The organism is Pseudarthrobacter sp. TE3704 (assembly GCF_056279405.1).
Window position 1 is genome coordinate 69719 of the sequence record NZ_JBWCCJ010000008.1, and the last position, 20114, is coordinate 89832.

The 20114-nt window shown below is 65.2% G+C and carries 22 protein-coding genes, 1 pseudogene and 1 riboswitch; of the genes and pseudogenes, 17 read left to right on the forward strand and 6 right to left on the reverse strand.

The window, feature by feature from the left end; translation table 11 throughout:
* Positions 1-230 precede the first annotated feature (230 nt).
* From ACZ9BC_RS19165 to ACZ9BC_RS19185, 5 genes are all read left to right on the forward strand, one after another.
* On the forward strand, positions 231-1244 hold the full coding sequence (locus ACZ9BC_RS19165; RefSeq protein ID WP_476247322.1) for a hypothetical protein: 1014 nt from the start codon (positions 231-233) through the stop codon (positions 1242-1244).
* A gap of 20 nt (positions 1245-1264) precedes the next feature.
* Positions 1265-1954 (forward strand): TrmH family RNA methyltransferase, encoded by a 690-nt coding sequence (locus ACZ9BC_RS19170; protein ID WP_476247323.1) that lies wholly within the window; start codon positions 1265-1267, stop codon positions 1952-1954.
* Positions 1955-2198: 244 nt separating this feature from the next.
* A complete protein-coding gene (locus ACZ9BC_RS19175) occupies positions 2199-3032 on the forward strand; it encodes an endonuclease domain-containing protein (protein ID WP_476247324.1) in 834 nt (277 codons plus the stop codon).
* A gap of 270 nt (positions 3033-3302) precedes the next feature.
* Positions 3303-4322, forward strand: a complete 1020-nt coding sequence (gene fbaA / locus ACZ9BC_RS19180) for a class II fructose-bisphosphate aldolase (RefSeq protein ID WP_050056496.1) — start codon at positions 3303-3305, stop codon at positions 4320-4322.
* A gap of 2 nt (positions 4323-4324) precedes the next feature.
* A complete protein-coding gene (locus ACZ9BC_RS19185; RefSeq protein ID WP_476247325.1) occupies positions 4325-4747 on the forward strand; it encodes a DUF3151 domain-containing protein in 423 nt (140 codons plus the stop codon).
* Positions 4748-4936: 189 nt separating this feature from the next.
* Here ACZ9BC_RS19185 and ACZ9BC_RS19190 read toward each other — a convergent pair whose 3' ends face one another.
* Together ACZ9BC_RS19190 and ACZ9BC_RS19195 are read right to left on the reverse strand one after the other, a co-directional pair.
* Entirely contained in the window at positions 4937-5578 is a 642-nt protein-coding gene (locus ACZ9BC_RS19190) for a uracil-DNA glycosylase family protein (protein WP_476247326.1), read from the reverse strand.
* Between the two features lie 218 nt (positions 5579-5796).
* On the reverse strand, positions 5797-7002 hold the full coding sequence (locus tag ACZ9BC_RS19195) for a cobalamin-independent methionine synthase II family protein (RefSeq protein WP_476247327.1): 1206 nt from the start codon (positions 7000-7002) through the stop codon (positions 5797-5799).
* Positions 7003-7014: 12 nt separating this feature from the next.
* Positions 7015-7121: riboswitch (SAM riboswitch) on the reverse strand.
* A 226-nt stretch (positions 7122-7347) separates the two neighbouring features.
* Between ACZ9BC_RS19195 and ACZ9BC_RS19200 the strand changes: the two genes are divergently transcribed.
* The 7 genes from ACZ9BC_RS19200 to ACZ9BC_RS19230 all read left to right on the forward strand — a co-directional run bounded on the left by ACZ9BC_RS19200 (position 7348) and on the right by ACZ9BC_RS19230 (position 12768).
* Positions 7348-8397, forward strand: coding sequence for a M14 family zinc carboxypeptidase (locus tag ACZ9BC_RS19200; RefSeq protein ID WP_476247328.1), 1050 nt, complete (start codon positions 7348-7350; stop codon positions 8395-8397).
* Positions 8398-8657: 260 nt separating this feature from the next.
* Complete coding sequence (locus ACZ9BC_RS19205; protein ID WP_476247329.1) at positions 8658-9947, forward strand: adenylosuccinate synthase; 1290 nt, start codon at positions 8658-8660, stop codon at positions 9945-9947.
* Between the two features lie 5 nt (positions 9948-9952).
* Positions 9953-10285, forward strand: coding sequence for a hypothetical protein (locus ACZ9BC_RS19210; RefSeq protein WP_476247330.1), 333 nt, complete (start codon positions 9953-9955; stop codon positions 10283-10285).
* A 5-nt stretch (positions 10286-10290) separates the two neighbouring features.
* Positions 10291-10557 (forward strand): hypothetical protein, encoded by a 267-nt coding sequence (locus ACZ9BC_RS19215; protein WP_476247331.1) that lies wholly within the window; start codon positions 10291-10293, stop codon positions 10555-10557.
* A gap of 294 nt (positions 10558-10851) precedes the next feature.
* Entirely contained in the window at positions 10852-11403 is a 552-nt protein-coding gene (locus tag ACZ9BC_RS19220; RefSeq protein WP_476247454.1) for an RNA polymerase sigma factor, read from the forward strand.
* The gene (locus tag ACZ9BC_RS19225; protein ID WP_476247332.1) at positions 11400-12284 is read left to right on the forward strand and encodes a hypothetical protein; all 885 of its coding nucleotides are present in this window, start codon (positions 11400-11402) and stop codon (positions 12282-12284) included. The genes ACZ9BC_RS19220 and ACZ9BC_RS19225 overlap by 4 nt, the downstream gene beginning before the upstream one ends.
* Positions 12285-12342: 58 nt before the next feature.
* A complete protein-coding gene (locus ACZ9BC_RS19230; RefSeq protein WP_476247333.1) occupies positions 12343-12768 on the forward strand; it encodes a CoA-binding protein in 426 nt (141 codons plus the stop codon).
* 27 nt (positions 12769-12795) lie between these two features.
* Here the strand turns inward: ACZ9BC_RS19230 and ACZ9BC_RS19235 are convergent, their stop codons facing one another.
* The gene (locus tag ACZ9BC_RS19235) at positions 12796-13824 is read right to left on the reverse strand and encodes an isopenicillin N synthase family dioxygenase (protein ID WP_476247334.1); all 1029 of its coding nucleotides are present in this window, start codon (positions 13822-13824) and stop codon (positions 12796-12798) included.
* A 45-nt stretch (positions 13825-13869) separates the two neighbouring features.
* Between ACZ9BC_RS19235 and ACZ9BC_RS19240 the strand changes: the two are divergent.
* The 5 genes and pseudogenes from ACZ9BC_RS19240 to ACZ9BC_RS19260 all read left to right on the forward strand — a co-directional run bounded on the left by ACZ9BC_RS19240 (position 13870) and on the right by ACZ9BC_RS19260 (position 16492).
* Positions 13870-14277: pseudogene (locus ACZ9BC_RS19240) on the forward strand (MmcQ/YjbR family DNA-binding protein).
* Positions 14270-14827, forward strand: a complete 558-nt coding sequence (locus ACZ9BC_RS19245) for a DUF1990 family protein (RefSeq protein ID WP_476247335.1) — start codon at positions 14270-14272, stop codon at positions 14825-14827. The pseudogene ACZ9BC_RS19240 and the gene ACZ9BC_RS19245 overlap by 8 nt, the downstream one beginning before the upstream one ends.
* The gene (locus ACZ9BC_RS19250; protein ID WP_115526148.1) at positions 14824-15141 is read left to right on the forward strand and encodes a putative quinol monooxygenase; all 318 of its coding nucleotides are present in this window, start codon (positions 14824-14826) and stop codon (positions 15139-15141) included. The genes ACZ9BC_RS19245 and ACZ9BC_RS19250 overlap by 4 nt, the downstream gene beginning before the upstream one ends.
* Entirely contained in the window at positions 15141-15434 is a 294-nt protein-coding gene (locus ACZ9BC_RS19255) for a DUF503 domain-containing protein (RefSeq protein ID WP_476247336.1), read from the forward strand. Before ACZ9BC_RS19250 ends, ACZ9BC_RS19255 begins: the two co-directional genes overlap by 1 nt.
* A gap of 389 nt (positions 15435-15823) precedes the next feature.
* On the forward strand, positions 15824-16492 hold the full coding sequence (locus ACZ9BC_RS19260; protein WP_476247337.1) for a hypothetical protein: 669 nt from the start codon (positions 15824-15826) through the stop codon (positions 16490-16492).
* Between the two features lie 70 nt (positions 16493-16562).
* Here ACZ9BC_RS19260 and purL read toward each other — a convergent pair whose 3' ends face one another.
* Genes purL through purS form a run of 3 tightly spaced genes read right to left on the reverse strand, consistent with a single transcriptional unit; the run spans position 16563 to position 19895 of the window.
* Positions 16563-18872, reverse strand: a complete 2310-nt coding sequence (gene purL, locus ACZ9BC_RS19265; RefSeq protein WP_476247338.1) for a phosphoribosylformylglycinamidine synthase subunit PurL — start codon at positions 18870-18872, stop codon at positions 16563-16565.
* Positions 18869-19642 carry a phosphoribosylformylglycinamidine synthase subunit PurQ gene (gene purQ / locus ACZ9BC_RS19270; RefSeq protein WP_476247339.1) on the reverse strand — a complete coding sequence of 258 codons (774 nt, stop codon included), beginning with the start codon at positions 19640-19642 and terminating at the stop codon, positions 18869-18871. Before purQ ends, purL begins: the two co-directional genes overlap by 4 nt.
* Before the next feature lies 1 nt (position 19643).
* Positions 19644-19895, reverse strand: a complete 252-nt coding sequence (purS, locus tag ACZ9BC_RS19275; RefSeq protein WP_003798434.1) for a phosphoribosylformylglycinamidine synthase subunit PurS — start codon at positions 19893-19895, stop codon at positions 19644-19646.
* Between the last annotated feature and the right edge of the window lie 219 nt (positions 19896-20114).

Here is a 20114-nt window from a genome sequence, read left to right on the forward strand (position 1 = left end):
CATCCTTCTGCCCGAACAACCCGGACCCCTGGCGGGGAAGGGCCGCGGCGGCCGGCCTGTCTGCCCGGTCCACTAAGCTCTTAGCTGGCACCAAGGTGCCAGCGGCTGCGGATCCGGGGATGTCCGCAGTGTTTGTTGCGCCGGAACGCGCCAGCACGTCCCTTCGAACAGAGACCACCTGGCACCGTGCGGGAACCGCAGGCTGCCACCAGCACCTGAAAGGGACCGCCATGAGCAACAGCAACTACAGTGCCCCGCCACCGCCCAGGGATGCCGCCGGGGCCTACGCGCCGCCGCCGCTTCCCGGCCAGCACCCCAACCAGCAGTATTCTGGCCCGCAGTACCCCGGGCAGCAGTACCCGCAACCTGGTGCCCCGCAGCAGCCGCAGCACGAGCCGCCCCGCAACAACAAGACGCTGTTCATCGTCCTGGGGGCAGTTGCGGCAGCCGTTATAGCCGCGCTCGTCGCCGTTTTTGTGTGGGTAGTTCCGGTGTTCACCGCGCCGCGGGCCGCAGATTCCCCCTCCGCGGAGGCGTCGTCGCCGGCTCCGGAGGAAAGCGCAGCGGGTGAAGTCTCGGCTGCACCATCCGGCCAGGCCGCGGACGATGTGCCGGCCGGGGCCGTTCCCCTTCCCCCCGGCTGGGCGGACCTGCAGGGGCCGGCCAACATCCCCGCCGAGGGCGACCCCCTGTTCAGCCGCTTTGTCACAGGAGAGTCCTCCTTCCAGTACCTCAAATCCTGGACCGGCGATGACACCTTCGGGATCACCACGGATCCCACCACCGGTACGCCCATGCAGCAGAAAGCCCAGGGCACGGAGGAGCGCGACGGCGACGGCATCGCCTTGGCCTACGCGTTCTTCGCTGAAGCCGAGGAAGGCAAATACGGCAAGGAACCCGGGAAGGTGCAGGCGGCCATAGCGGAGATCCAGGCGAAGTTCGCTGCCATGCCCGCAGCCGACCTGCCGCAGCACCTGGTGGGCCACAAATGCACGGGCAACTTCGAAACCACCACCCCCGAGACCCGCGAATTCCGCCGGACGGCCGCCGTCGTTATCGGCTTCACCTGCACCAACGCCCGCGGCGAAACCATCCGGGCCGTGAACCTGTTCAGCGTCACCCCGTGGGGAACTCCGCAGATGGTGGGCGTCAGCGGCCATGAGACGTACTGGAACGAACACCCGGACCTGCTGGAACAGATCTCCAACTCCTACCGTGCCAACCGCTGGAAACTGGACGGCTGACCCGCGGCTAAAGTTGAAGCGTGATTGACCAGCCCCAGACTCCGCCGCCGTCCGATCCGCCGTCCGGCGAGGCAGCGCCAGGGGAGGACTCCGCGCCCAAGGCGGAGGTCGGCGTCGGGCCCTGGGAAGGCGAACTGCCGGAAGGCGATCACTGGGATCCCGACCTCCTGGCCGACGGCGACCGGCGCAACGTCCTGGACAAGTACCGGTACTGGAAGCACGAGGCTATCGTGGCGGAGCTGGACTCCCGGCGCCACAACTTCCACGTCGCCATCGAAAACTGGCAGCACGACCTCAACATCGGCACGGTGGTGCGCACCGCCAACGCGTTCCTCGCCAAGGAGGTCCACATCATCGGCCGACGGCGGTGGAACCGCCGCGGGGCCATGGTCACCGACCGCTACCAGCACGTCCGGCACCACCCCACCGTTGCCGACTTTGTCGAGTGGGCGCAGGGGGAAGGGCTGGCCATCATCGGGATCGACATCTTCCCGGACTCCGTCCCGCTGGAGACGTACGAGCTGCCGAAGGACTGTGTGCTGGTGTTCGGCCAGGAAGGTCCCGGGCTCACGCCGGAGGTCCATGAGGCGGCCGTCGCCACCCTGTCCATCGAGCAGTTCGGCTCCACCCGGTCCATCAATGCAGCGTCCGCCGCGGCGATCGCCATGCACGCCTGGGTGCGGCGGCACGTCTTCAACCAGCTCACCTAGTACTGCCCCTTCCCGCGAGATGGCACATAACGGCAGTCCAAGCGGCCGGAACTGCCGTTAAGTGCCATCTCGCGCGGGAGAAGGGCACCCAGGCTGTGGATAACCCCTATCGGGCTCCGTGAACGAGCCAGAATGAGGGATGCGCAGGGCCATCCTCCCCGACCATTTGAACAAAGGTTCATTTTCCCTTCGGGCCTCGGACAAGGCCGGAGTCACACGTACCCGCACGGCGGCAAAGGACCTGGTGACGGTTTCACGGGGTGTCCGGGTGCCGGTGCAATCGGGCGCCACGGGATCAGCAGCTTTGCGTGCCTATACGGACCTGGACGACACCTCCATCCTTACGTCTTTGTCGGCCGCCCGCGTCTGGGGTGCACCTCTGCCCGCCACGCACAGCGGTGACTGGCGGATCCACCTTGCCCGGCGGCGGGGCTTCAGCTTCCCGCGCCGCGCCAACGTGGTTGGACACGTGCTGACATTCTTCCCGGACGAGGTGCTGGAGTACGACGGCGTCCGGCTCACGTCGCCTGCGCGGACGTGGCTGGACCTTGCTGGTTTGCTGACCGTGGAGGAGTTGGTAGCCGTTGGCGACTATTTGGTCTGCTGCCACGGGCCTGCATTTCCGATGCCCAGGGCAGCTATATGCAGTATCGATGACTTGCGGGACGTTATCGGGCGGCACCGTGGCATGCGGGGTGTCCGGACAGCACGGGAGGCAGTTGAGCTGGTCCGCGTGGGCAGCGACTCGGTCCCTGAGACCAGGATGCGCCTCGCGCTCGTTGATGCAGGCCTGCCCGAACCCGTCCTGAACCATGTGTTGTTTGACAGCCGGGGCGTCCCGGTCCTGTGGCCGGATGCGGCCTATCCGCGCTGGCGTATCGCGTTGCAGTACGACGGCGGACATCATGCCGGTACGGAACAGCATTCGAGGGATATCGATCGGCAGGACCGGACCGAGATCCACGGCTGGCTGGAGGTCAGGATCGGCAAACACCATCTCGAAGGTGACCGTCCCGCCGTCGTGCCCAGGGTCCGGCGGGCACTGCAAAGCCGGGGCTGGACGCGAGATGACAGTTAACGGCAGACGCGAGCGCCGTCAATGCCGTGAACTGCCATCTCGAGTAAGCCCACGCCCGGCCGGGAGCCGGTACGGTCTTGCGAGGCGAGGGTGCGGGCGGTGGGCCCACACCCGTAGGGTTCCCTGGCCGAGCTTGCGAGGCGAGGGTGCGGCTGTGGGTGGGACGTAACCAGGAGCACACCCAGTGCGGTAATGACTAGGATGGTGCCTAGCCGTACAGCGGTCTACGGGTTACCAGCCCCACAGACAAAACTCAGCATAGGAGTCAGCATGCCCATTGCAACCCCAGAGATCTACTCCGAGATGATCGACCGCGCGAAGGCAGGCGGCTTCGCGTTCCCGGCCGTGAACGTGACGTCCTCCCAGACGCTGAACGCCGCGCTGCGCGGTTTCGCGGAGGCTGAGTCCGACGGCATCGTCCAGGTCTCCACCGGCGGTGCCGCGTACTGGTCCGGCGCCTCCACCAAGGACATGGTGGCCGGGTCCCTGGGCTTCGCGGCGTTCGCCCGCGAGGTGGCCAAGAACTACAACGTCAACATCGCCCTGCACACGGACCACTGCCCCAAGGACAAGCTCGACGGTTTCGTCCTGCCCCTGCTGGCCGCGTCCGAGGCTGAGGTCAAGGCCGGCCGGAACCCGCTGTTCAACTCCCACATGTGGGACGGCTCCGCCGAAACCCTGCAGGAGAACCTGCGCATCGCCCGCGAACTGCTGGAGCGCACCGCGGCCGCCAAGATGATCCTCGAGGTTGAAATCGGCACCGTGGGCGGCGAAGAGGACGGCGTCGAGAACGAGATCAACGAAAAGCTGTACACCACCGTTGAGGACGCCCTGGCCACCGTTGAGGCCCTGGGCTCGGGGGAGAACGGCCGCTACATCACCGCGCTGACCTTCGGCAACGTCCACGGCGTGTACAAGCCCGGCGGGGTGAAGCTCCGCCCGGAGATCCTCAAGGACATCCAGGCCCAGGTGGGCGCAAAGATCGGCAAGGACAGCCCGTTCGATTTGGTGTTCCACGGCGGCTCCGGCTCCTCGGACCAGGAAATCGCCGACGCCGTGTCTTACGGCACCATCAAGATGAACATCGACACCGACACCCAGTACGCCTACACCCGCCCCGTGGCGGACCACATGTTCCGCAACTACGACGGTGTCCTGAAGGTCGACGGCGAAGTGGGCAACAAGAAGACCTACGACCCCCGCGTCTGGGGCGCCTCCGCAGAAGCCGGCCTCGCAGCCCGCGTCGTGGAAGCCACCAAGCAGCTCGGCTCGGCCGGAAAGACCTTCTAGGAATGTCAGACGAGTTCCGCAAGAACCTGATGGGCCCCGAGCCCACGCTCCTGCCTGCCGAGACCGAGGTCTACCAGCAGCTGGAAGCAGGCCAGGAAGCCCTGGACCTCGTGGAAAAGCACCCCACCTCCTCGCTGCTGTGGGCCGTGCTGGCCGAGGAGGCCTGGGCCGAGGGGCGCACCATCGATTCCTACGCCTACTCGCGCGTGGGCTACCACCGCGGCCTGGACTCGCTGCGCCGCAACGGCTGGCGCGGCGTGGGGCCCATCCCGTGGGAGCACGGGCCCAACCGCGGCTTCCTGCGCGCGCTCTACTCGCTGGGCCGGGCAGCTGCGGCCATTGGCGAGGCCGAGGAGCCGGAGCGGATCGAGAAGTTCCTGAACGACTCGGACCCCAACGCCAAGGCAGCGATCGAAGGCAAGTAGCAGAAACAACGCGGGGTCAGTTTCCGCCCTCTCCGGCTGCCGGATTGGGCTGAAAGTGACCCCGCGTTGCATTAAAGAACGACGGCGGGCGGTTACCTTTCCAAGGAAAGGCAACCGCCCGCCGTCGTAAGCAGTGAGTCCTGTGGCGTGGGCCCACGTCCGCAGGGTTCCCTGGCCGAGCTTGCGAGGTTAGGGTGCGGATGGGGACTTCTGCAGGCCGGTGCGGGCCATGGCGTCGGCGTAGGCCACACGCATGTCCTCGAGGTACTCCTCCTGGCGGGCCGGGGAACCGGCGAAAGCGCGTCCGCTCAGGGACCGCACCTTGTAGGTCTTCAGCCCGCGGCGCCAGAGCAGCGGAACCTCGGTCTTCAGCAGCAGGTTGGCCAGGCGGTTGGCTTCGGTGCCGTGGGCCACGATCACCGAGGCGCGCGGGACCAGCGCCAGGAACTTCAGCAGCGGCTTGAGGCCGGCCTGGATCTGGTCCGGGGTGAACTTGCCGTTGACCTCGCCCGGGACGTGCCAGGGGTGCACGTTCCAGGGCATGACGAACTCGGGGCGAAGGCCCAGCTTCCACTGGATGCCGAGCATCCGGGTAGCTGCGTCCTGGTCTCCCGGGGTGATGAAGCCGGACTCGTCGGCCCCGCCGATGTTCGAAAACAGGCTGATAATGCGGCACTCGTCCACATCATGCATGGGGTCGACGTAAGGCACTACCGTGCCGGGCCGGGTCTCCTGCAGGGAATCGCACAGTTCATTGACGGCGGCAACATTGGGTTCGTAGCGGCGGCTCAGGAGCTGCTCATGGAAAGATTCGGGGGCCAGGGCTGTCATGTAGTGCTGGATCTCCTGCGGGGATTGGCGGTGCTGCCGCCGGCGGATATGGGCGCACGAAGGCGCCACACATCAGCGGCGGTTGAGATGGGGTGGACCGATTCCGGGTCGGCCTGTTCCAGTTTAGCAAGCCCGGGGAAACGAAACGCCGGTCCCCTGCATCCAATAATGCGGAGCAGGGAACCGGCGGTCCTGGGCTGGAGGGGAAGAGGCGTCTGTTACCAGAGCCTCTTGGTTGCCCGGCGGGCGCCTTCTCCCAGTGCTCCCAGCTTGGCGACGGCGATCTGCGGGTGGACGCGCCCGCCCAGGCCGCAGTCCGTGGAGGCAATGACGTTCTCGCGGCCCACTACCTCGGCGAAACGGACGATGCGGTCTGCCACGAGGTCCGGGTGCTCCACCACGTTGGTGGCGTGCGAGACGATGCCCGGGATGATGACCTTGCCCTCGGGAAGCTTGGTGTCCTCCCACACCCGCCACTCGTGTTCGTGGCGGACGTTTGCGGCTTCAAAGGAGTATCCGCCGGCGTTGATCTGCAGCATTGTGTCCACCAGGTCCGCGAACGGGAGGTCGGTGGTGTGGGGACCGTGCCAGGAACCCCAGCAGAGGTGGAAACGCACCTGCTCCTCGGGAAGGCCGCGGAGGGCATAGTTCAGCGCCTCCACCCGGATCCGGGTGAACTTGAGGTAGTCCTCAACCGTGGGTTCCGGGCTGATCTGGTCCCAGTTTTCCGCAATGGACGGATCATCGATCTGCAATGTGAGGCCGGCGTCCACAATGGCCTTGTACTCCTCGCGGAGGACGTCCGCGCAGGCGTAGATGTACTCCTCCTCCGTGGCGTAGTACTCGTTGGTGATCCGTGATGCGCTGCCGGGGGAGAGCGCCGCCACGAATCCTTCCTTCAATCCGGTTGCGGCAAGGCCGGCCTTGAGGTTGGCGATGTCCGAGGCCACCGCGTCCTGGCCCGTGTACACCAGCGGTCCCGTGACCTTCGGGAACGGCTTGGCGCCGCCGGTGAAGATGCCGCTGGTGGGATCGTTGTAGGCCTCGGCAAAAAGAACACGGTCGCGGCGGTGGATGAATCCCGTCAGCTGGACGTTGCCGGGGGTGGATTCCTTCGGTTCAACGGCCCATGTGGCGTCATTGTCCAGTTCCAGGCCGCCCATCCGGGCAAAGGAGTAAGACCACCATGCGCCGTAGTCCACAGCGGCGGACATCGCGTGGCCGTACTCGCCGTCGTTCGGGATATCAATGCCCAGGCTTTGCTGACGCTGGACCAAGTCCACAACGGAAGCGGTAAGGAGTTCGTTGTATCCCTCCACGTCGGCCGGGTTTTCCTCGCGCGCAGCGTTTGCGGCGATAAGCTCGGGCGTGCGCGGCAACGAACCTGCGTGGGTCACGCGGATGTGGTCGGTGTTTAGGGACATGCTGGATTTTCCTTTCCATCGGTCCTGGCAGTAGCACCTTCTGCAGGCAGGACGTGTCCTGCCCTGACGGGTTGCTGCGGCGTCATTGAGCCAGGTCTCTTGGCCGCTCCGGATGGTTCACTCTCACTTAAATCCACCATCACAGGCGCGGGCAAATCCGCTTCGCTATATGTCGCGCCATGTTGACAGCTTTCGATTCGTAATAACTGGGTGCTGTTACCGGTCATATCCATTGACAGCTTTTGTCCAGCTTGGTTGGCTGATGTCACAGCCGGCAATGGGGGACATTAGCGGGCTGGACGCACCTAATGCACTCGAAAGAGGTAACGCACCGTGAGAAAAACCGTGGCAACTTTCAGGACCCTGGCCGCCGGAGCCCTTGCTCTTGCCGTTGTGGCAGGACCGGCACCGCTCGCCCATTCAGTGGGTGAAGGTCCGAACTACGACGGTAACGGCCAAATCACCACCTCGAAGCTGGCCACCTATGACCAGATGGTTTCCTTCCTGAAGGACCAGGATGCACGCCAGTCCGCCATGGAGCTTGAGGTCATCGGGCAGACCGTCAAGGGACGCGACATCCACCTGGTCAAGTACATTTCGGACCCGGCGAAACCCACCATCCTGTACCTCACGCAGCAGCATGGCAATGAGCAGCTCACCACCGAAGGTGCGCTGGAATTTGTCAAGCACCTCGGAACGGGCAAGTCCGCAGACATCCTGGCCGGCGTGAACATCCTGATCGTTCCCATGCTGAACGCCGACGGCGCCATGGGGGATGTGAACTTCCCGCTGGATGACTACCTGGCCAAGGGCGACCGCAACATGACCCGATACAACGCCGAGGAGGTGGACCTCAACCGCGACCACGTGGACAAGGTCCAGCCGGAAACTCAGGCGCTGCACAACAATGTGATGCGCAAATACACAGTGGACTACATGATCGACCTGCACCATCAGGGCACACGCAGCGTACGCGACGGAAAGCTGGTCTCGGGGTCCATCCTGTACCCCACCACACCCAACGCCGATCCTGCAGTGGTGGAAAAGTCCAAGCAGCTGGGCGCCGTGGTGTTCAACAACGTCGACTCCACCGGCTGGGGCCACTTGGGCAAGTATGTGGGTGGCAGCGCCGAAACCATCAGCCGCAATGGGATTGCCGTTGAGTACGGCATCGCAACACTGCTCTTCGAAATGCGTGGCATGTCCGACCACTACGCGGACGGCGTCGCCCTGGGCCTGCGCAGCAACGGTTACCTGATCCAGCAGACCGTGACCACGCTGACTGCAACCGCGGCAGCCATTGCTGACGGATCCATCGCCGACGCCGACACCTCCTTCTGGGACAGCCTTGCCAACCAGACGTCCCGGCCGGGCGAGGAAGCCGACGGCGAGTAACCACACCGCCCACCCGCCGCGGTCCTTTGCCTGCAGGAGTCCTTTACCCTGCAAGAAGGACCGCGGCGGCCCAACGAGTGGACAAAGTCGCTCATCGGCTAAACTTGGGTGGTAAGAGCCCCGGAACTCTTGCATCGCTGCCCCGTCCCGCGGGCCAGCGACGGCCGGTCCATTCGGGGCATTCTCATGAACGGCGCCGCACCGGGCAAGCCACCTCCATGGCCGGACCCGTGTAGCCCGAACGAATGGGGGAGGATCCCATGCCAGCAATTGTGATCGTAGGAGCCCAGTGGGGCGACGAAGGAAAAGGCAAGGCCACTGACCTTCTGGGCGGCCGCGTTGACTACGTCGTCAAGCCCAACGGCGGCAACAACGCCGGGCACACCGTCGTCGTAGGCGGTGAAAAGTACGAACTCAAGCTGCTGCCGGCAGGCATTCTCAGCCCCAACGCGGTTCCCATTATCGGCAACGGCTGCGTGGTGAACCTCGAAGCACTCTTCCAGGAGATCGAAGGCCTGCAGGCCCGCGGCGCAGACACCTCCAAGCTCCGGGTTTCAGCGAACGCCCACCTCGTGGCCCCGTACCACCAGGTCCTGGACAAGGTAACCGAGCGGTTCCTGGGAAGCCGCGCCATCGGAACCACCGGACGCGGCATCGGCCCGGCCTACATGGATAAAGTGGCCCGGCTGGGCATCCGCGTGCAGGACGTCTTTGACGAGTCCATCCTCCGCCAGAAGGTGGAGGGCTCCCTGCGCCAGAAGAACGAACTGCTGGTGAAGGTCTACAACCGCCGCAGCGTCCTGGTGGAGGAAATCGTGGAGTACTTCCTCTCCTTCGCCGAACGGCTCCGTCCGCTGGTCATCGACAGCACCCTGGTCCTCAACACGGCACTGGATGAGGGCAAGGTGGTCCTGATGGAAGGCGGCCAGGCAACGTTCCTGGACGTGGACCACGGCACCTACCCGTTCGTGACCTCCTCCAATCCCACTGCCGGCGGCGCCTCGGTGGGTTCGGGCATCGGCCCAACCCGCATTTCCCGCTCCATCGGCATCATCAAGGCATACACCACCCGCGTGGGCGCCGGTCCGTTCCCCACCGAGCTTTTCGACGAGATGGGCATGTACCTGCAGAAGACCGGCGGGGAATTCGGCGTCAACACCGGGCGCCCGCGCCGCTGCGGCTGGTACGACGCCGTCCTGGCCCGCCATGCATCCAGGGTCAACGGCTTCACGGACTACTTCGTCACTAAGTTGGACGTCCTCACCGGCATCGAGCAGATCCCCGTGTGCGTGGCCTACGACGTGGACGGCGTGCGCCATGACGAGATGCCCATGACGCAGACCGAGTTCCACCACGCCAAGCCCATCTTCGAATACTTCGAAGGCTGGACCGAGGACATCACGCGCGCCCGCACCCTTGCTGACCTGCCCGAGAACGCCCGCAACTACGTGCTGGCCCTGGAAAAGCTGTCCGGCACGCGCTTCTCCGCCATCGGCGTGGGCCCGGACCGCGACCAGACCATCGTGGTGAACGACCTCATCAACGACTGAGTCCCATGAAGTACGACGACGGCGGGTCACCCGAATGGGTGGCCCGCCGTTTGTCTTCCCAAAAGTATGGCAATTTACATAGGGTTAACCCGGCTGGTCTTGTGAGGCTGCGTCATTGGACGAGAGACTTATCAACACCACGTGATGCAATCACCAATTCGTTCGACCAAACCCGCGGGAATATGCGCAGCACCGCGCACGGACCAGCTGGCGACAAGGATGTCGCCGGGCAAGATCCCGCAGACCGGAAGGATTTCTTATGGCCGGAAAGTTCGAAGCTTTTGTCGATTCAGATTCGTTTTTCAGGTTCCGGCTTCTGGCCCCCGATGGCACAGTGATGGCGGTGTCCGGGCCTTTTGAGGACAAGTCCGCACTCGCCGCCGGGATCGCCGCCGTCCGTGAATGCGCAGGTACCGGTCTGGTCACCGATCTCTGCCCTGCCGGGGCAGTAACCAGGACCGCCGCCGGGGCTCCCGCTGTTGCTCCAATGAGGCCCCAGGCCGACTGCGATGACCAGCGCGTCCCCGCCAGGGTGCACGCTTTTACGATCGCCAAGGAACCGCGCCGGCAGGGGAGTGCACCGCGCTGGATCCCGGCCGCGGCCCGCTGAACCTCCTCCAAAAAGTTTTGGAAAGTTTTTTCAGGAACGCGTAACCCTTTCGGCGTCGTCAGCGATTACCCCTATGTAGCGCCGGTCTGGAACTTGTCCCCCATCACGTTCCAGACCGGCTCTTTCATTGATCCGGTGGCAGGGGCAGCTGTCTCATGCCGGAACCGGTGGCGCCCGTGGCGGTCCCGGTGCAGTGGTTACCGGGGGGTAAAGTAATGCGGGGAAAAGGCGTTCCACCCTATGGAAGGCCTTCCCGAGCAAACAACCCCCTCTTTGACTGAAAGCACTACGTCCGTGACCGATGCACTGACTGACGAGGCTTTGCGGGACGAATCCCGCCAGGCTGACGTGTTCAGCCTCGTCTACCGGACGTATGCATCACAGGTTCTGGGCTATCTCACAGCCCGCGGAGTCGAGGATCCGGAGGCGGCAATGCAGGAGGTGTTCCTCTCCGTCCTGCCCCGGCTGGGCACTGTGCACGGCGGTGCCGCTGGACTTCGCACGTTTGTTTTCTCTGTAGCCCACGCCCGCATGGTCGATGACCATCGCCGGCAGAACCGCACCCCCGCAAAACTGCCGTTCGAGCCCGAACTGGACCAGCGGGAAGACACATCGGCCGAAGATATGGCGCTGGAGCGCATCTCCCCGCAGGAGGTCCTTCGGCTGCTGGACGGGCTTCCCGGTGACCAGCGGGAAGTGCTGTCGCTTCGCCTGGTGGCCGGGCTCACCGTTGACCAGGCGGCCGAGGCCATGGGCAAGAGTGCGGGGGCCGTGAAGCAGCTTCAGCGGCGCGCGCTGCTGAAGCTGCGGGAGCTGTCCGGCGTGAAGGAGTACCTCACACCATGACGCGCTCCTTGGACAGCCTGCACCGCCTGGTGGATGACATGCTCATTGACGCCGGCCAGGCCGGAGATTCTGAGCTCCGCAGCGTCCTCCTTTCACTCGGATCTTTGGCGTCCCTTCCCGTGCCCGCTCCCTCGGGCCAGCTTGCCCGGTTGATGGCGGGTTCCGCGACGGAGACGGCGGAACGTGCCACAGCGGGCCTGGACGTGCTGAAGGATGACCAGGATGCTGGCGGCGATGAGATGGCGCGGCGGCGGTTGCGCCGGCACCGGCCAACTGTCCTGGGCCTTGCCCTGCTTGCCGGTATGGGCACCGGGATAGGAGGAGTCGCTGCCAGTTCACCGGCTCCGGGCGGAGGCAGCCACTCAGTTCAGCAGCTTCTGGAAAACTGGTCACCGTCCTGGACCATCCAGGGACAGGCCGCCGCCGGACTGGTGCAGCCCGATGACCCGGATGGCATGGACGGTCCCGGCGCAGGGCAGCCTGCCGCGGAACCGGTGTCAGCAAGACCCGGTCCTGCTGACACCCATCTTCTGCAGCAGGACCCCGCACCCGGGCCGCAGCAGGCAGCGGAACCCCGCCCGTCGGCCGTGGCCTCCGGTGAGGCAGGAAAAGCTCCACGTGCCCTTGCCGGCGGGCAGGGACCCGGACGGCGCAACCCTGCCGCCGGGACTGCCACCCCAGGAGAAGGCCGGCAACGGCAGCCGGGCGGGGGCAACCCTGAATCCGGCCTGGAGGGAGAACCTGCTGATGAGGCCGTCCCGCCGCCCGTAAGCGATGTTGTGGAGCCGTTGGAGGACGTTGTCCTGCAGGCTGAAGATGCCATCGCGGCAGTGGCTGAACCTTTGCCGGGGAACAGGTGGCTGCGGAAGTTCAGCCGGTAGCCCGGACTGGGCGCCGGGGCATTGCCGGGACGCAAAGTCCGCCCGGTAGGCTAAGCGCATGGGCCACACCAACGATCCTGCTGTCATTGAACGCCTTATGCGGACCCAAGGCCGGTGGGCCATCGTAGGCCTCACCACCAACGAATGGCGCGCCGCCTACGACACGTCGCTCTTCATCAGGGACCGGATGGGCATGGAGATCATCCCCGTAAACCTGCCCGGTGATCCGGTCCACGGCGAACAGGGGTACCGCACCCTGGGTGACATCCCCCCTGAAAAGCACCCCATCGACGTCGTGGACTGCTTTGTAAACTCCCACAAGGTGGGGGCGGTGGTGGATGAGGCCATTGCGGTGGGCGCCAAAGCGGTCTGGCTCCAGCTGGGAGTGATCGACGAGGATGCGGCAGCGCGAGCGAAGGCTGCCGGCCTGGACGTGGTGATGAACGCCTGCCCCGCCCAGCAGGCCTGGACATTCAACGCCTGATCCTGCCGTCCGCCCCGGCCGGGCTCCTCAGCGTGCCATCAGGTGGGGATAGTGCCGCTCTGTGACATCGGGATGGGCGCGCATCCGGCCCTTCAGCATGTTGAGGCCGAACGAGGCCAGCAACGGGTTCGCGGGGTCATCCGTGATGCCCCTCGCCGCCGCCTTCAGTTCGGGCGGCAGGGGGACCGGCTTGATCACAGCGTCCAGCCGCGGGGACCAAAAGAACGGGACGGAATACCTGTCCACGCCGGGCGGAGGTGCCTGCACGCGGTGGATGGTGGCAGCGAGATATCCCTCGGTTGCCACTTCGAGCATCTCGCCCAGGTTCACCACCAGGGCGCCCGGGATCGGCTCCACGGGCAGCCAGCCGGTGGCCCCCGGGGGCTGAACCTCCAGCCCGCCCACGCCGTCCTGCAGAAGGAGCGTCACGAAACCGTAGTCCGCGTGCGAGCCCACGCCCTGGTCTCCGGCTGCCTCCACCACGCCGCCGACGTAGTGCACCAGTTTGCCCATCCAGGCAGGAGAATCACGGAACGGTTCGTCAAAGTAGTCCTCGGGCAGTTGGAGGGACACCGCAATGGCCCTCAGGAGCTCCATTCCCACCGCGGACATCAGGTCGGCCCACGCCATCGCCGCGGGCTTGAGCTCGGGGAAGGACTCGTCCGGCCAGAGATTCGGCCCCTGGAGCAACCAGTAGGGCTCGTCCGCCGAGTAGCTGCTGACGGGCTCCCGTTCCGGCGAATAATCGATCTGTTCACGGGCGTCGGCCCTGCCCTGCGTCACCTCGGTGCCCATCCGGGTATATCCCCGGAAATGGGGTGAGAGCCGGTTGTCCAGCTTCATCCGTTCCTCGAGGGGCAGGTCGAAAAAGCGCCTGATGACATCCAGGAGGTGTTCAGCCTGGCCGGGGGAGGCCCCGTAGCCCGTGATCTGGAAGAAGCCGACGTTGTGCGTGGCATAGCGCAGTTGCTCGATGAATTCCGGACTGAAAGACCCGTAGGGCTGCCGTGCGGTGCTCAGGTCCAGAACAGGAATGGTGCCCTGATCGTGTGACATCCTCGCAGACTAGCACCGCAGTGGCCCGCTTTATAGGCTGGCGGGATGGACCCCGAAGCATTGAGGAAAATCTGCCTGTCATTCCCGGGCAGCTATGAGGATTATCCATTTGGGCCGGAGACGGCGGTGTTCAAGGTCCGCGCCCACTCCGCCGCCGGTGCCCGGTAGCAGGCCAAGCTCTTTGCACTGTCCTCGATGGACCCTCACGACTTCTATGTCAACCTCAAGTGTGAACCGTCCCTTGCGGTGCAGCTCCGTGCGGCCAACCCCGAAATCACAGGTGCCTGGCATATGAACAAGACGCACTGGAACGGCGTCCGGCTGGACGGCGCGCTGCCGGACAGCATGGTCAGGGACATGGTGGAGGACTCCTACGACCTGGTGGTGGCGGGCCTCAGCCGGAAGCAGCAGGCACAGCTGGGATGGGCCCGACTGGGAGCGCCGGATGCGTGACGGGAAGCGGCACGTGAAAGGGGCCCTCGATTACCCCGGAATAGGGGGCACCGAACAGGGCAACGCACCCCCGGACTTCTCCCGCGTGCTGAAGGAGGTCCACCTTGGCAACGGGCTTGCGGTTTACAAGCGTGTGGCACGCGGCATCCTGGGTTGGGAACTGCAGCGGCGGGCCGGGCTGCGTGTCCGTGCCGATTCGCCCATGGCGGTGCCCGGAGCGCGGGTGGTGAGCGGGTTCGGCGTCGGGCCTTTCAGGCTGGACGCGCCGTGTGAAGTGGTCTGGGTGCGGCAGCCGTCCCCGGACGGTTTGCCGCAATCGGCAGGGTTCGGATACGGGACGCTCCCGGGGCACCCGGCCCGCGGCGAGGAATCATTCGAAGTGGAGATCGACGGCAAGGGCGCCGTGTTCCTTCGGATCCGGGCTTTCAGCCGGCCGGCAAACTGGTTCTATGCCGCAGGCGGACCGGTAACCCGTGCCGCCCAGCGCTACGTCACCTCCCGGTACATTAAAGGGGCACGCACACTCGCCGCGGAAGGGACATCCCCGTGATTTTTATCGTCGTCAAATTCAAGGTCAAGCCGGAGTGGTCCGAGCGTTGGATGGATCTGGTGGCTGACTTCACCCGGGCCACCAGGGAGGAGCCCGGCAACCTGTGGTTCGACTGGTCCCGCAGCGTGGAGGACCCGAACGAGTTCGTCCTGGTGGAGGCCTTCAAGGACGACGCCGCAGGCGACCATGTCAACAGCGCCCATTTCAAGCAGGCCATGGCGGACATGCCCCAGGCCCTCGCCGAAACGCCCCGGATCATCAGTCGCCAGCTCGACGGCGACGGCTGGGACAGGATGGGGGAGCTGACCATCTGATGTGGGTCGGCTGGATTGAATTCGACATCCTCCTGGGCGACGTCCAGAGTCTGAAGGAGAAGCGCTCCGTCATCAGGCCCCTGCTGGCCGAGCTCAAGCGCCGCTTTGATGTCTCCGTGGCAGAGGTGGGAGATCACGACCAGTACCGGCGCTCCCAGGTGGGGACCGGGCTGGTGGCAGCAGACCGCGCCCACCTCGTGGAGGTGCTGGCCGCCGTCGAACGTTTCGTAGCGGGCAGGCCCGAGATCGAGCTGCTCAGCGCCCGGCAGCGGGAGATCCACAGCGAGGACTGACCCATCGATTGCTCCGTAGATGCCGTTTTGGCACGGGAAAACGACATGTACGGAGCATTCGATAAGAGGTGTGGATAACTTCTGCGGTCTTTGCCCGATTCTGGTGTCATGGACCGATGAAGACCCCACGTCCGCTGCCGGAGGAGCTCCGGGGGCGCCCCTTCACCATTGCTGACGCGTCGTTCACTGGAGTGTCTCCGCGGCGCTGGCGGCACCGGTCGTTGGAACGCCATGGCAGGGGTATTCGCATGGAACGCGCGACGGCGGAACTCCCCTTGAATGCCAGGGTGAGGCCTTTCATTGAAGTGAATGAGCGGTGCGCCGCGTCCCACCTGACGGCGGCGGAGCTCCTTTCGCTGCCGCGTCGACAGCGAAAGGAGCCAAACGATTTGTTTCACATCATCCGTCCCGAAGGTGCGGCACATCTCAACCGGCCGCACGTGATCGTGCACCGAATGAAGCTCTACGACGACGAAGTCACGGTCCATCAGGGTATCCCTGTCACCACGCCGGAACGCACGTGGCTGGATCTCGCTGAATTGCTGACCGTGGATGAACTTGTAGCGGCTGGGGACAGCTGTGTGCGTGTGCCCCGTCCGCAGTTTGATGGCCGGGACATGCCGCTGTGCAACATCGCCGATCTTCAACGGATGATCGACAGGCACAAGGGAAAGCGTGGGCTGCGCAAAGCCAAAGAGGCCATCAAGATGGTCCGCGTTGGCTCCGACTCACCCCAGGAAACACTGCTTCGGCTGGCTGTGGTGCGGGCCGGACTGCCCGAACCCGAGCTGAACGTTCCCATTATTTCGGAGGATGGGACACGGCACCACGAACCGGACCTCTCCTACCGGAAGTACCGGATCGGGATCGAGTACGAAGGTGAGCACCACGGGGAGGAACTCCAGGTGGTCCGGGACATCAGTCGGTCAGAACGGTACTCTGCCCTGGAGTGGACCGAAGTTCGGATCTCGAAGCGCCACATGCCCAACGACGCGAAACCCGCGGTGGCCAAGATCCGCACGGCGCTGATCCAAGCAGGCTGGCGTGGGAGTGATTAAGAATCGATTGCTCCGCACTTGTCGTTCTGAAAGGTCAAAACGACAAGTACGGAGCAATCGATGGAGACTATTAGCCGAAGTACTTCGGCAGCGTCCCCTCGTGGGCTTCGCGGAGGGCGTCCAGGGACAGGCTCTCCACGCCGTTGATGTCAAGTGTGCCGCTGGCTGCATCCACTACACCGATGCGGGTGTGGGCGAAACCGCGGGCGGTGCACATGTCGGTGAAGCGGACTTCCTCCGAACGGGGCACGCCCACAACTGCGCGGCCCTGCGACTCGGAGAACAGCGCCGTGAACAGGTCCACGCCGTCCCGGTCCAGGACGTCCTGCAGCGCAATCCTGGCGCCGACGCCGTAGCGCAGCGAGGACTCCACCAGGGCAGCGGCGAGGCCGCCCTCGGAGAGGTCGTGGGCCGAGTCGATCATGCCGTCACGGGACGCGTTGATCAGGATCTCGCCCAAAGCACGCTCGGCGTCGAGGTCCACCTTCGGCGGCTGTCCGCCCAGGTGCCCGCGCATGTTGGCCCATTCGGAACCGTCCAGCTCGGCCGCCGTGGTGCCCAAGAGGTAAATGGCCTGGCCGTCCTCACGCCAGCCCGACGGCGTGCGGCGGGCGACGTCGTCGAGCTTGCCCAGGACCGCCACCACGGGGGAGGGGTGGATGGGGGTGGTGCCCGTCTGGTTGTACAGGGACACGTTGCCGCCCGTGACCGGGATGCCCAGCACCATGCAGGCGTCGGACAGGCCGCGGATGGCCTCGGCCAGCTGCCACATAACATCCGGGTCCTCGGGGGAGCCGAAGTTCAGGCAGTCGCTGACGGCCATGGGAACGGCACCGGAGGTGGCAACGTTCCGGTAGGCCTCTGCCAGCGCAAGCTGTGCACCGTGGTACGGGTCCAGGTAGGTGTAGCGTCCGTTGGCATCGGTGGCCAGGGCAACGCCCAGGCCGGTTTCCTCGTCAACGCGAACCACGCCGGCGTCATCCGGGAACGCCATGGAGGTGTTGCCGCCCACGTAGCGGTCGTACTGGTCGGTGATCCAGGACTTGGAGCACATGTTCGGCGATGCCACCAGCTCAGTGACCGCTTTGGCCAGCTCAGCCGGAGCGGAGGGGCGGCCCGCGTCCTGCACGGAACCGGTGAAGGAATCTGCCTGGACGTCGTCCTGCCAGGAGGGACGGGCAAACGGACGGTCGTAGACCGGACCGTCGTGCGCCACGGTGCGGGGATCGACGTCGACGATCACGTCGCCTTCCCAGGTGATGATAAGGCGGCCGGTGTCGGTCACTTCGCCGAGCCAGGAGTACTCCACGGCCCACTTGTCCATGACGGCTTCGAACGCTTCCACGTTCTCCGGCGTGACCACGGCCATCATGCGTTCCTGCGACTCGGACATCAGGATTTCGCCCGGCGTCAGGGTGGGATCACGCAGCAGGACTGAGGTCAGTTCAACCTGCATGCCGCCGTCGCCGTTGGAGGCGAGCTCCGACGTGGCGCAGGAGATGCCCGCTGCACCCAGGTCCTGGATGCCCTCAACCAGCGAGCCCTTGAACAGTTCCAGGCAGCACTCGATCAGGACCTTCTCGGCGAAGGGGTCGCCCACCTGGACGGCGGGGCGCTTGGAGGGCTTGGTGTCGTCGAAGGACTCGGAGGCCAGCACCGAGGCACCCCCGATGCCGTCGCCGCCGGTGCGCGCACCGAACAGGACCACCTTGTTGCCCTTGCCCGAGGCGTTGGCCAGGCGGATGTCCTCGTGGCGCATCACGCCTACGGCGAGCGCGTTGACCAGCGGGTTGCCCTGGTAGACGGAGTCGAAGACCATTTCGCCGCCGATGTTCGGCAGGCCCAGGGAGTTGCCGTAGCCGCCGATGCCGGCAACGGCACCGTGCATAACGCGGGCCGTGTCCGGGTGGTCGATGGCGCCAAAGCGCAGCGGGTCCATGACTGCCACCGGGCGGGCGCCCATGGAGATGATGTCGCGGACAATGCCGCCGATGCCGGTCGCGGCGCCCTGGTAAGGCTCCACGAACGACGGCGAGTTGTGCGATTCGATCTTGAAGGTAACGGCCCAGCCGTCCCCCAGGTTGGTCACACCGGCGTTTTCGCCGATGCCCACCAGCATGTCCTTCTTCATTTCCTCGGTGACCTTCTGGCCGAACTGGCGCAGGTGGTTCTTGGAGGACTTGTAGGAGCAGTGCTCGCTCCACATGACGGAGTACATGGCCAGCTCGGCGCCGGTGGGGCGGCGGCCCAGGACCTTGACGATCTCGTCGAACTCGTTCTGCTTCAGGCCCAGTTCAGCCCAGGGCAGTTCCGTGTCCGGAGTCTTCGCGGCGTTCTCGACGGTGTCGATATTGAACTTCTTGGTGGTGTCGATGCTCACTTGTCGCCTCCCACAATCTTGGTCAAAACGGAGGTGAAGAAGCCCAGCCCGTCGGTGTCGGAGCCGCCGATGCCGTCCAGCGACTCGGGCCCGAAGCCCTGTTCCGTGGCGTGCTCCGGGTGCGGCATGAGACCCACCACGTTGCCGGCGGCATTCGAGATGCCGGCGATGTCGCGGCGGGAGCCGTTCGGGTTGAAGCCCACGTAGCGGAACACCACGCGTCCCTCGGCCTCGAGGGCATCCAGGGTCTTCTCGTCCGCGATGTACTGGCCGTCCTGGTTCTTCAGCGGGATGGTGATTTCCTGGCCCGCCTGGTAATCCAGCGTCCACGCGGTGTTGCTGTTTTCGACACGCAGCACCTGGTCGCGGCACAGGAACTTCAGGTGGTCGTTCTTGATCATCGAGCCCGGCAGCAGGTGCGATTCCGTAAGGATCTGGAAGCCATTGCAGATGCCAAGGACAGGAAGCTTCGCGTCGCTGTTGGCGGCGTCGATGATCTTCGACATCAGCGGAGCGAAACGCGCGATGGCGCCTGCCCGCAGGTAGTCGCCGTAGGAGAACCCGCCGGGGATGACGACGGCGTCCACGTCACCGAGTTCGGTGTCGCCGTGCCAGAGTTCGACGGCGGTGCCGCCGGCGAGGCGGACCGCCCGGGCGGCGTCGCGGTCGTCGAGGGTGCCGGGGAAGGTGACGACGCCGATGCGGGCGCCGGCCAGGCGCGGCTCGGCCGCGACTGCAACAGCTTCGCCGATCAGGGGAAGTTCAGTCATTTCAGGCCTCGACGACCTCGACGTTGACGACGTCCTCGATCACGGGGTTGGAGAGGAGGGTCTCTGCGGCGTCGCGGGCCTGGGCCAGGATGTCCTCGGTCACCTCGCCGTCGACCGTCAGTTCAAAACGCTTGCCCTGGCGGACAGAGCTGAAGCTGGTGAAGCCCAGCCGGGGGAGAGCGCCGACGATCGCCTTCCCCTGCGGGTCCAGAATCTCGGGTTTGGGCATGACGTCAACAACGATCCGGGGCATCCGGTAACTCCTGTGCGTGAGCTTGGGTAAGGGCGCAGCGGAGTGGTGCCGTCTCACGCCGTACCGGGTTGGGGAAACTGTTGTGGTTGACAGTGAGGACGGGCGCTCCGCGAGCTTGCCATCCCATTCTACCGGCCTTGACGCCCCTGCTTGTATTCGGCCAGTCCAGGCCTGCGGGCACGGTGTTCGGCGGGTCCTCCTGACCTTGTCTGTCCAGGT

What these genes read in the sequence shown, in the direction of transcription:
- ACZ9BC_RS19165 (WP_476247322.1), top strand. Translation starts at nt 231, where the DNA reads ATGAGCAACAGCAACTACAGTGCCCCGCCACCGCCCAGGGATGCCGCC.
- fbaA (WP_050056496.1), top strand. Translation starts at nt 3,303, where the DNA reads ATGCCCATTGCAACCCCAGAGATCTACTCCGAGATGATCGACCGCGCG.
- ACZ9BC_RS19185 (WP_476247325.1), top strand. Translation starts at nt 4,325, where the DNA reads ATGTCAGACGAGTTCCGCAAGAACCTGATGGGCCCCGAGCCCACGCTC.
- ACZ9BC_RS19190 (WP_476247326.1), bottom strand. Translation starts at nt 5,578, where the DNA reads ATGACAGCCCTGGCCCCCGAATCTTTCCATGAGCAGCTCCTGAGCCGC.
- ACZ9BC_RS19195 (WP_476247327.1), bottom strand. Translation starts at nt 7,002, where the DNA reads ATGTCCCTAAACACCGACCACATCCGCGTGACCCACGCAGGTTCGTTG.
- ACZ9BC_RS19205 (WP_476247329.1), top strand. Translation starts at nt 8,658, where the DNA reads ATGCCAGCAATTGTGATCGTAGGAGCCCAGTGGGGCGACGAAGGAAAA.
- ACZ9BC_RS19210 (WP_476247330.1), top strand. Translation starts at nt 9,953, where the DNA reads ATGAAGTACGACGACGGCGGGTCACCCGAATGGGTGGCCCGCCGTTTG.
- ACZ9BC_RS19225 (WP_476247332.1), top strand. Translation starts at nt 11,400, where the DNA reads ATGACGCGCTCCTTGGACAGCCTGCACCGCCTGGTGGATGACATGCTC.
- ACZ9BC_RS19230 (WP_476247333.1), top strand. Translation starts at nt 12,343, where the DNA reads ATGGGCCACACCAACGATCCTGCTGTCATTGAACGCCTTATGCGGACC.
- ACZ9BC_RS19235 (WP_476247334.1), bottom strand. Translation starts at nt 13,824, where the DNA reads ATGTCACACGATCAGGGCACCATTCCTGTTCTGGACCTGAGCACCGCA.
- ACZ9BC_RS19245 (WP_476247335.1), top strand. Translation starts at nt 14,270, where the DNA reads ATGCGTGACGGGAAGCGGCACGTGAAAGGGGCCCTCGATTACCCCGGA.
- ACZ9BC_RS19255 (WP_476247336.1), top strand. Translation starts at nt 15,141, where the DNA reads ATGTGGGTCGGCTGGATTGAATTCGACATCCTCCTGGGCGACGTCCAG.
- purQ (WP_476247339.1), bottom strand. Translation starts at nt 19,642, where the DNA reads ATGACTGAACTTCCCCTGATCGGCGAAGCTGTTGCAGTCGCGGCCGAG.
- purS (WP_003798434.1), bottom strand. Translation starts at nt 19,895, where the DNA reads ATGCCCCGGATCGTTGTTGACGTCATGCCCAAACCCGAGATTCTGGAC.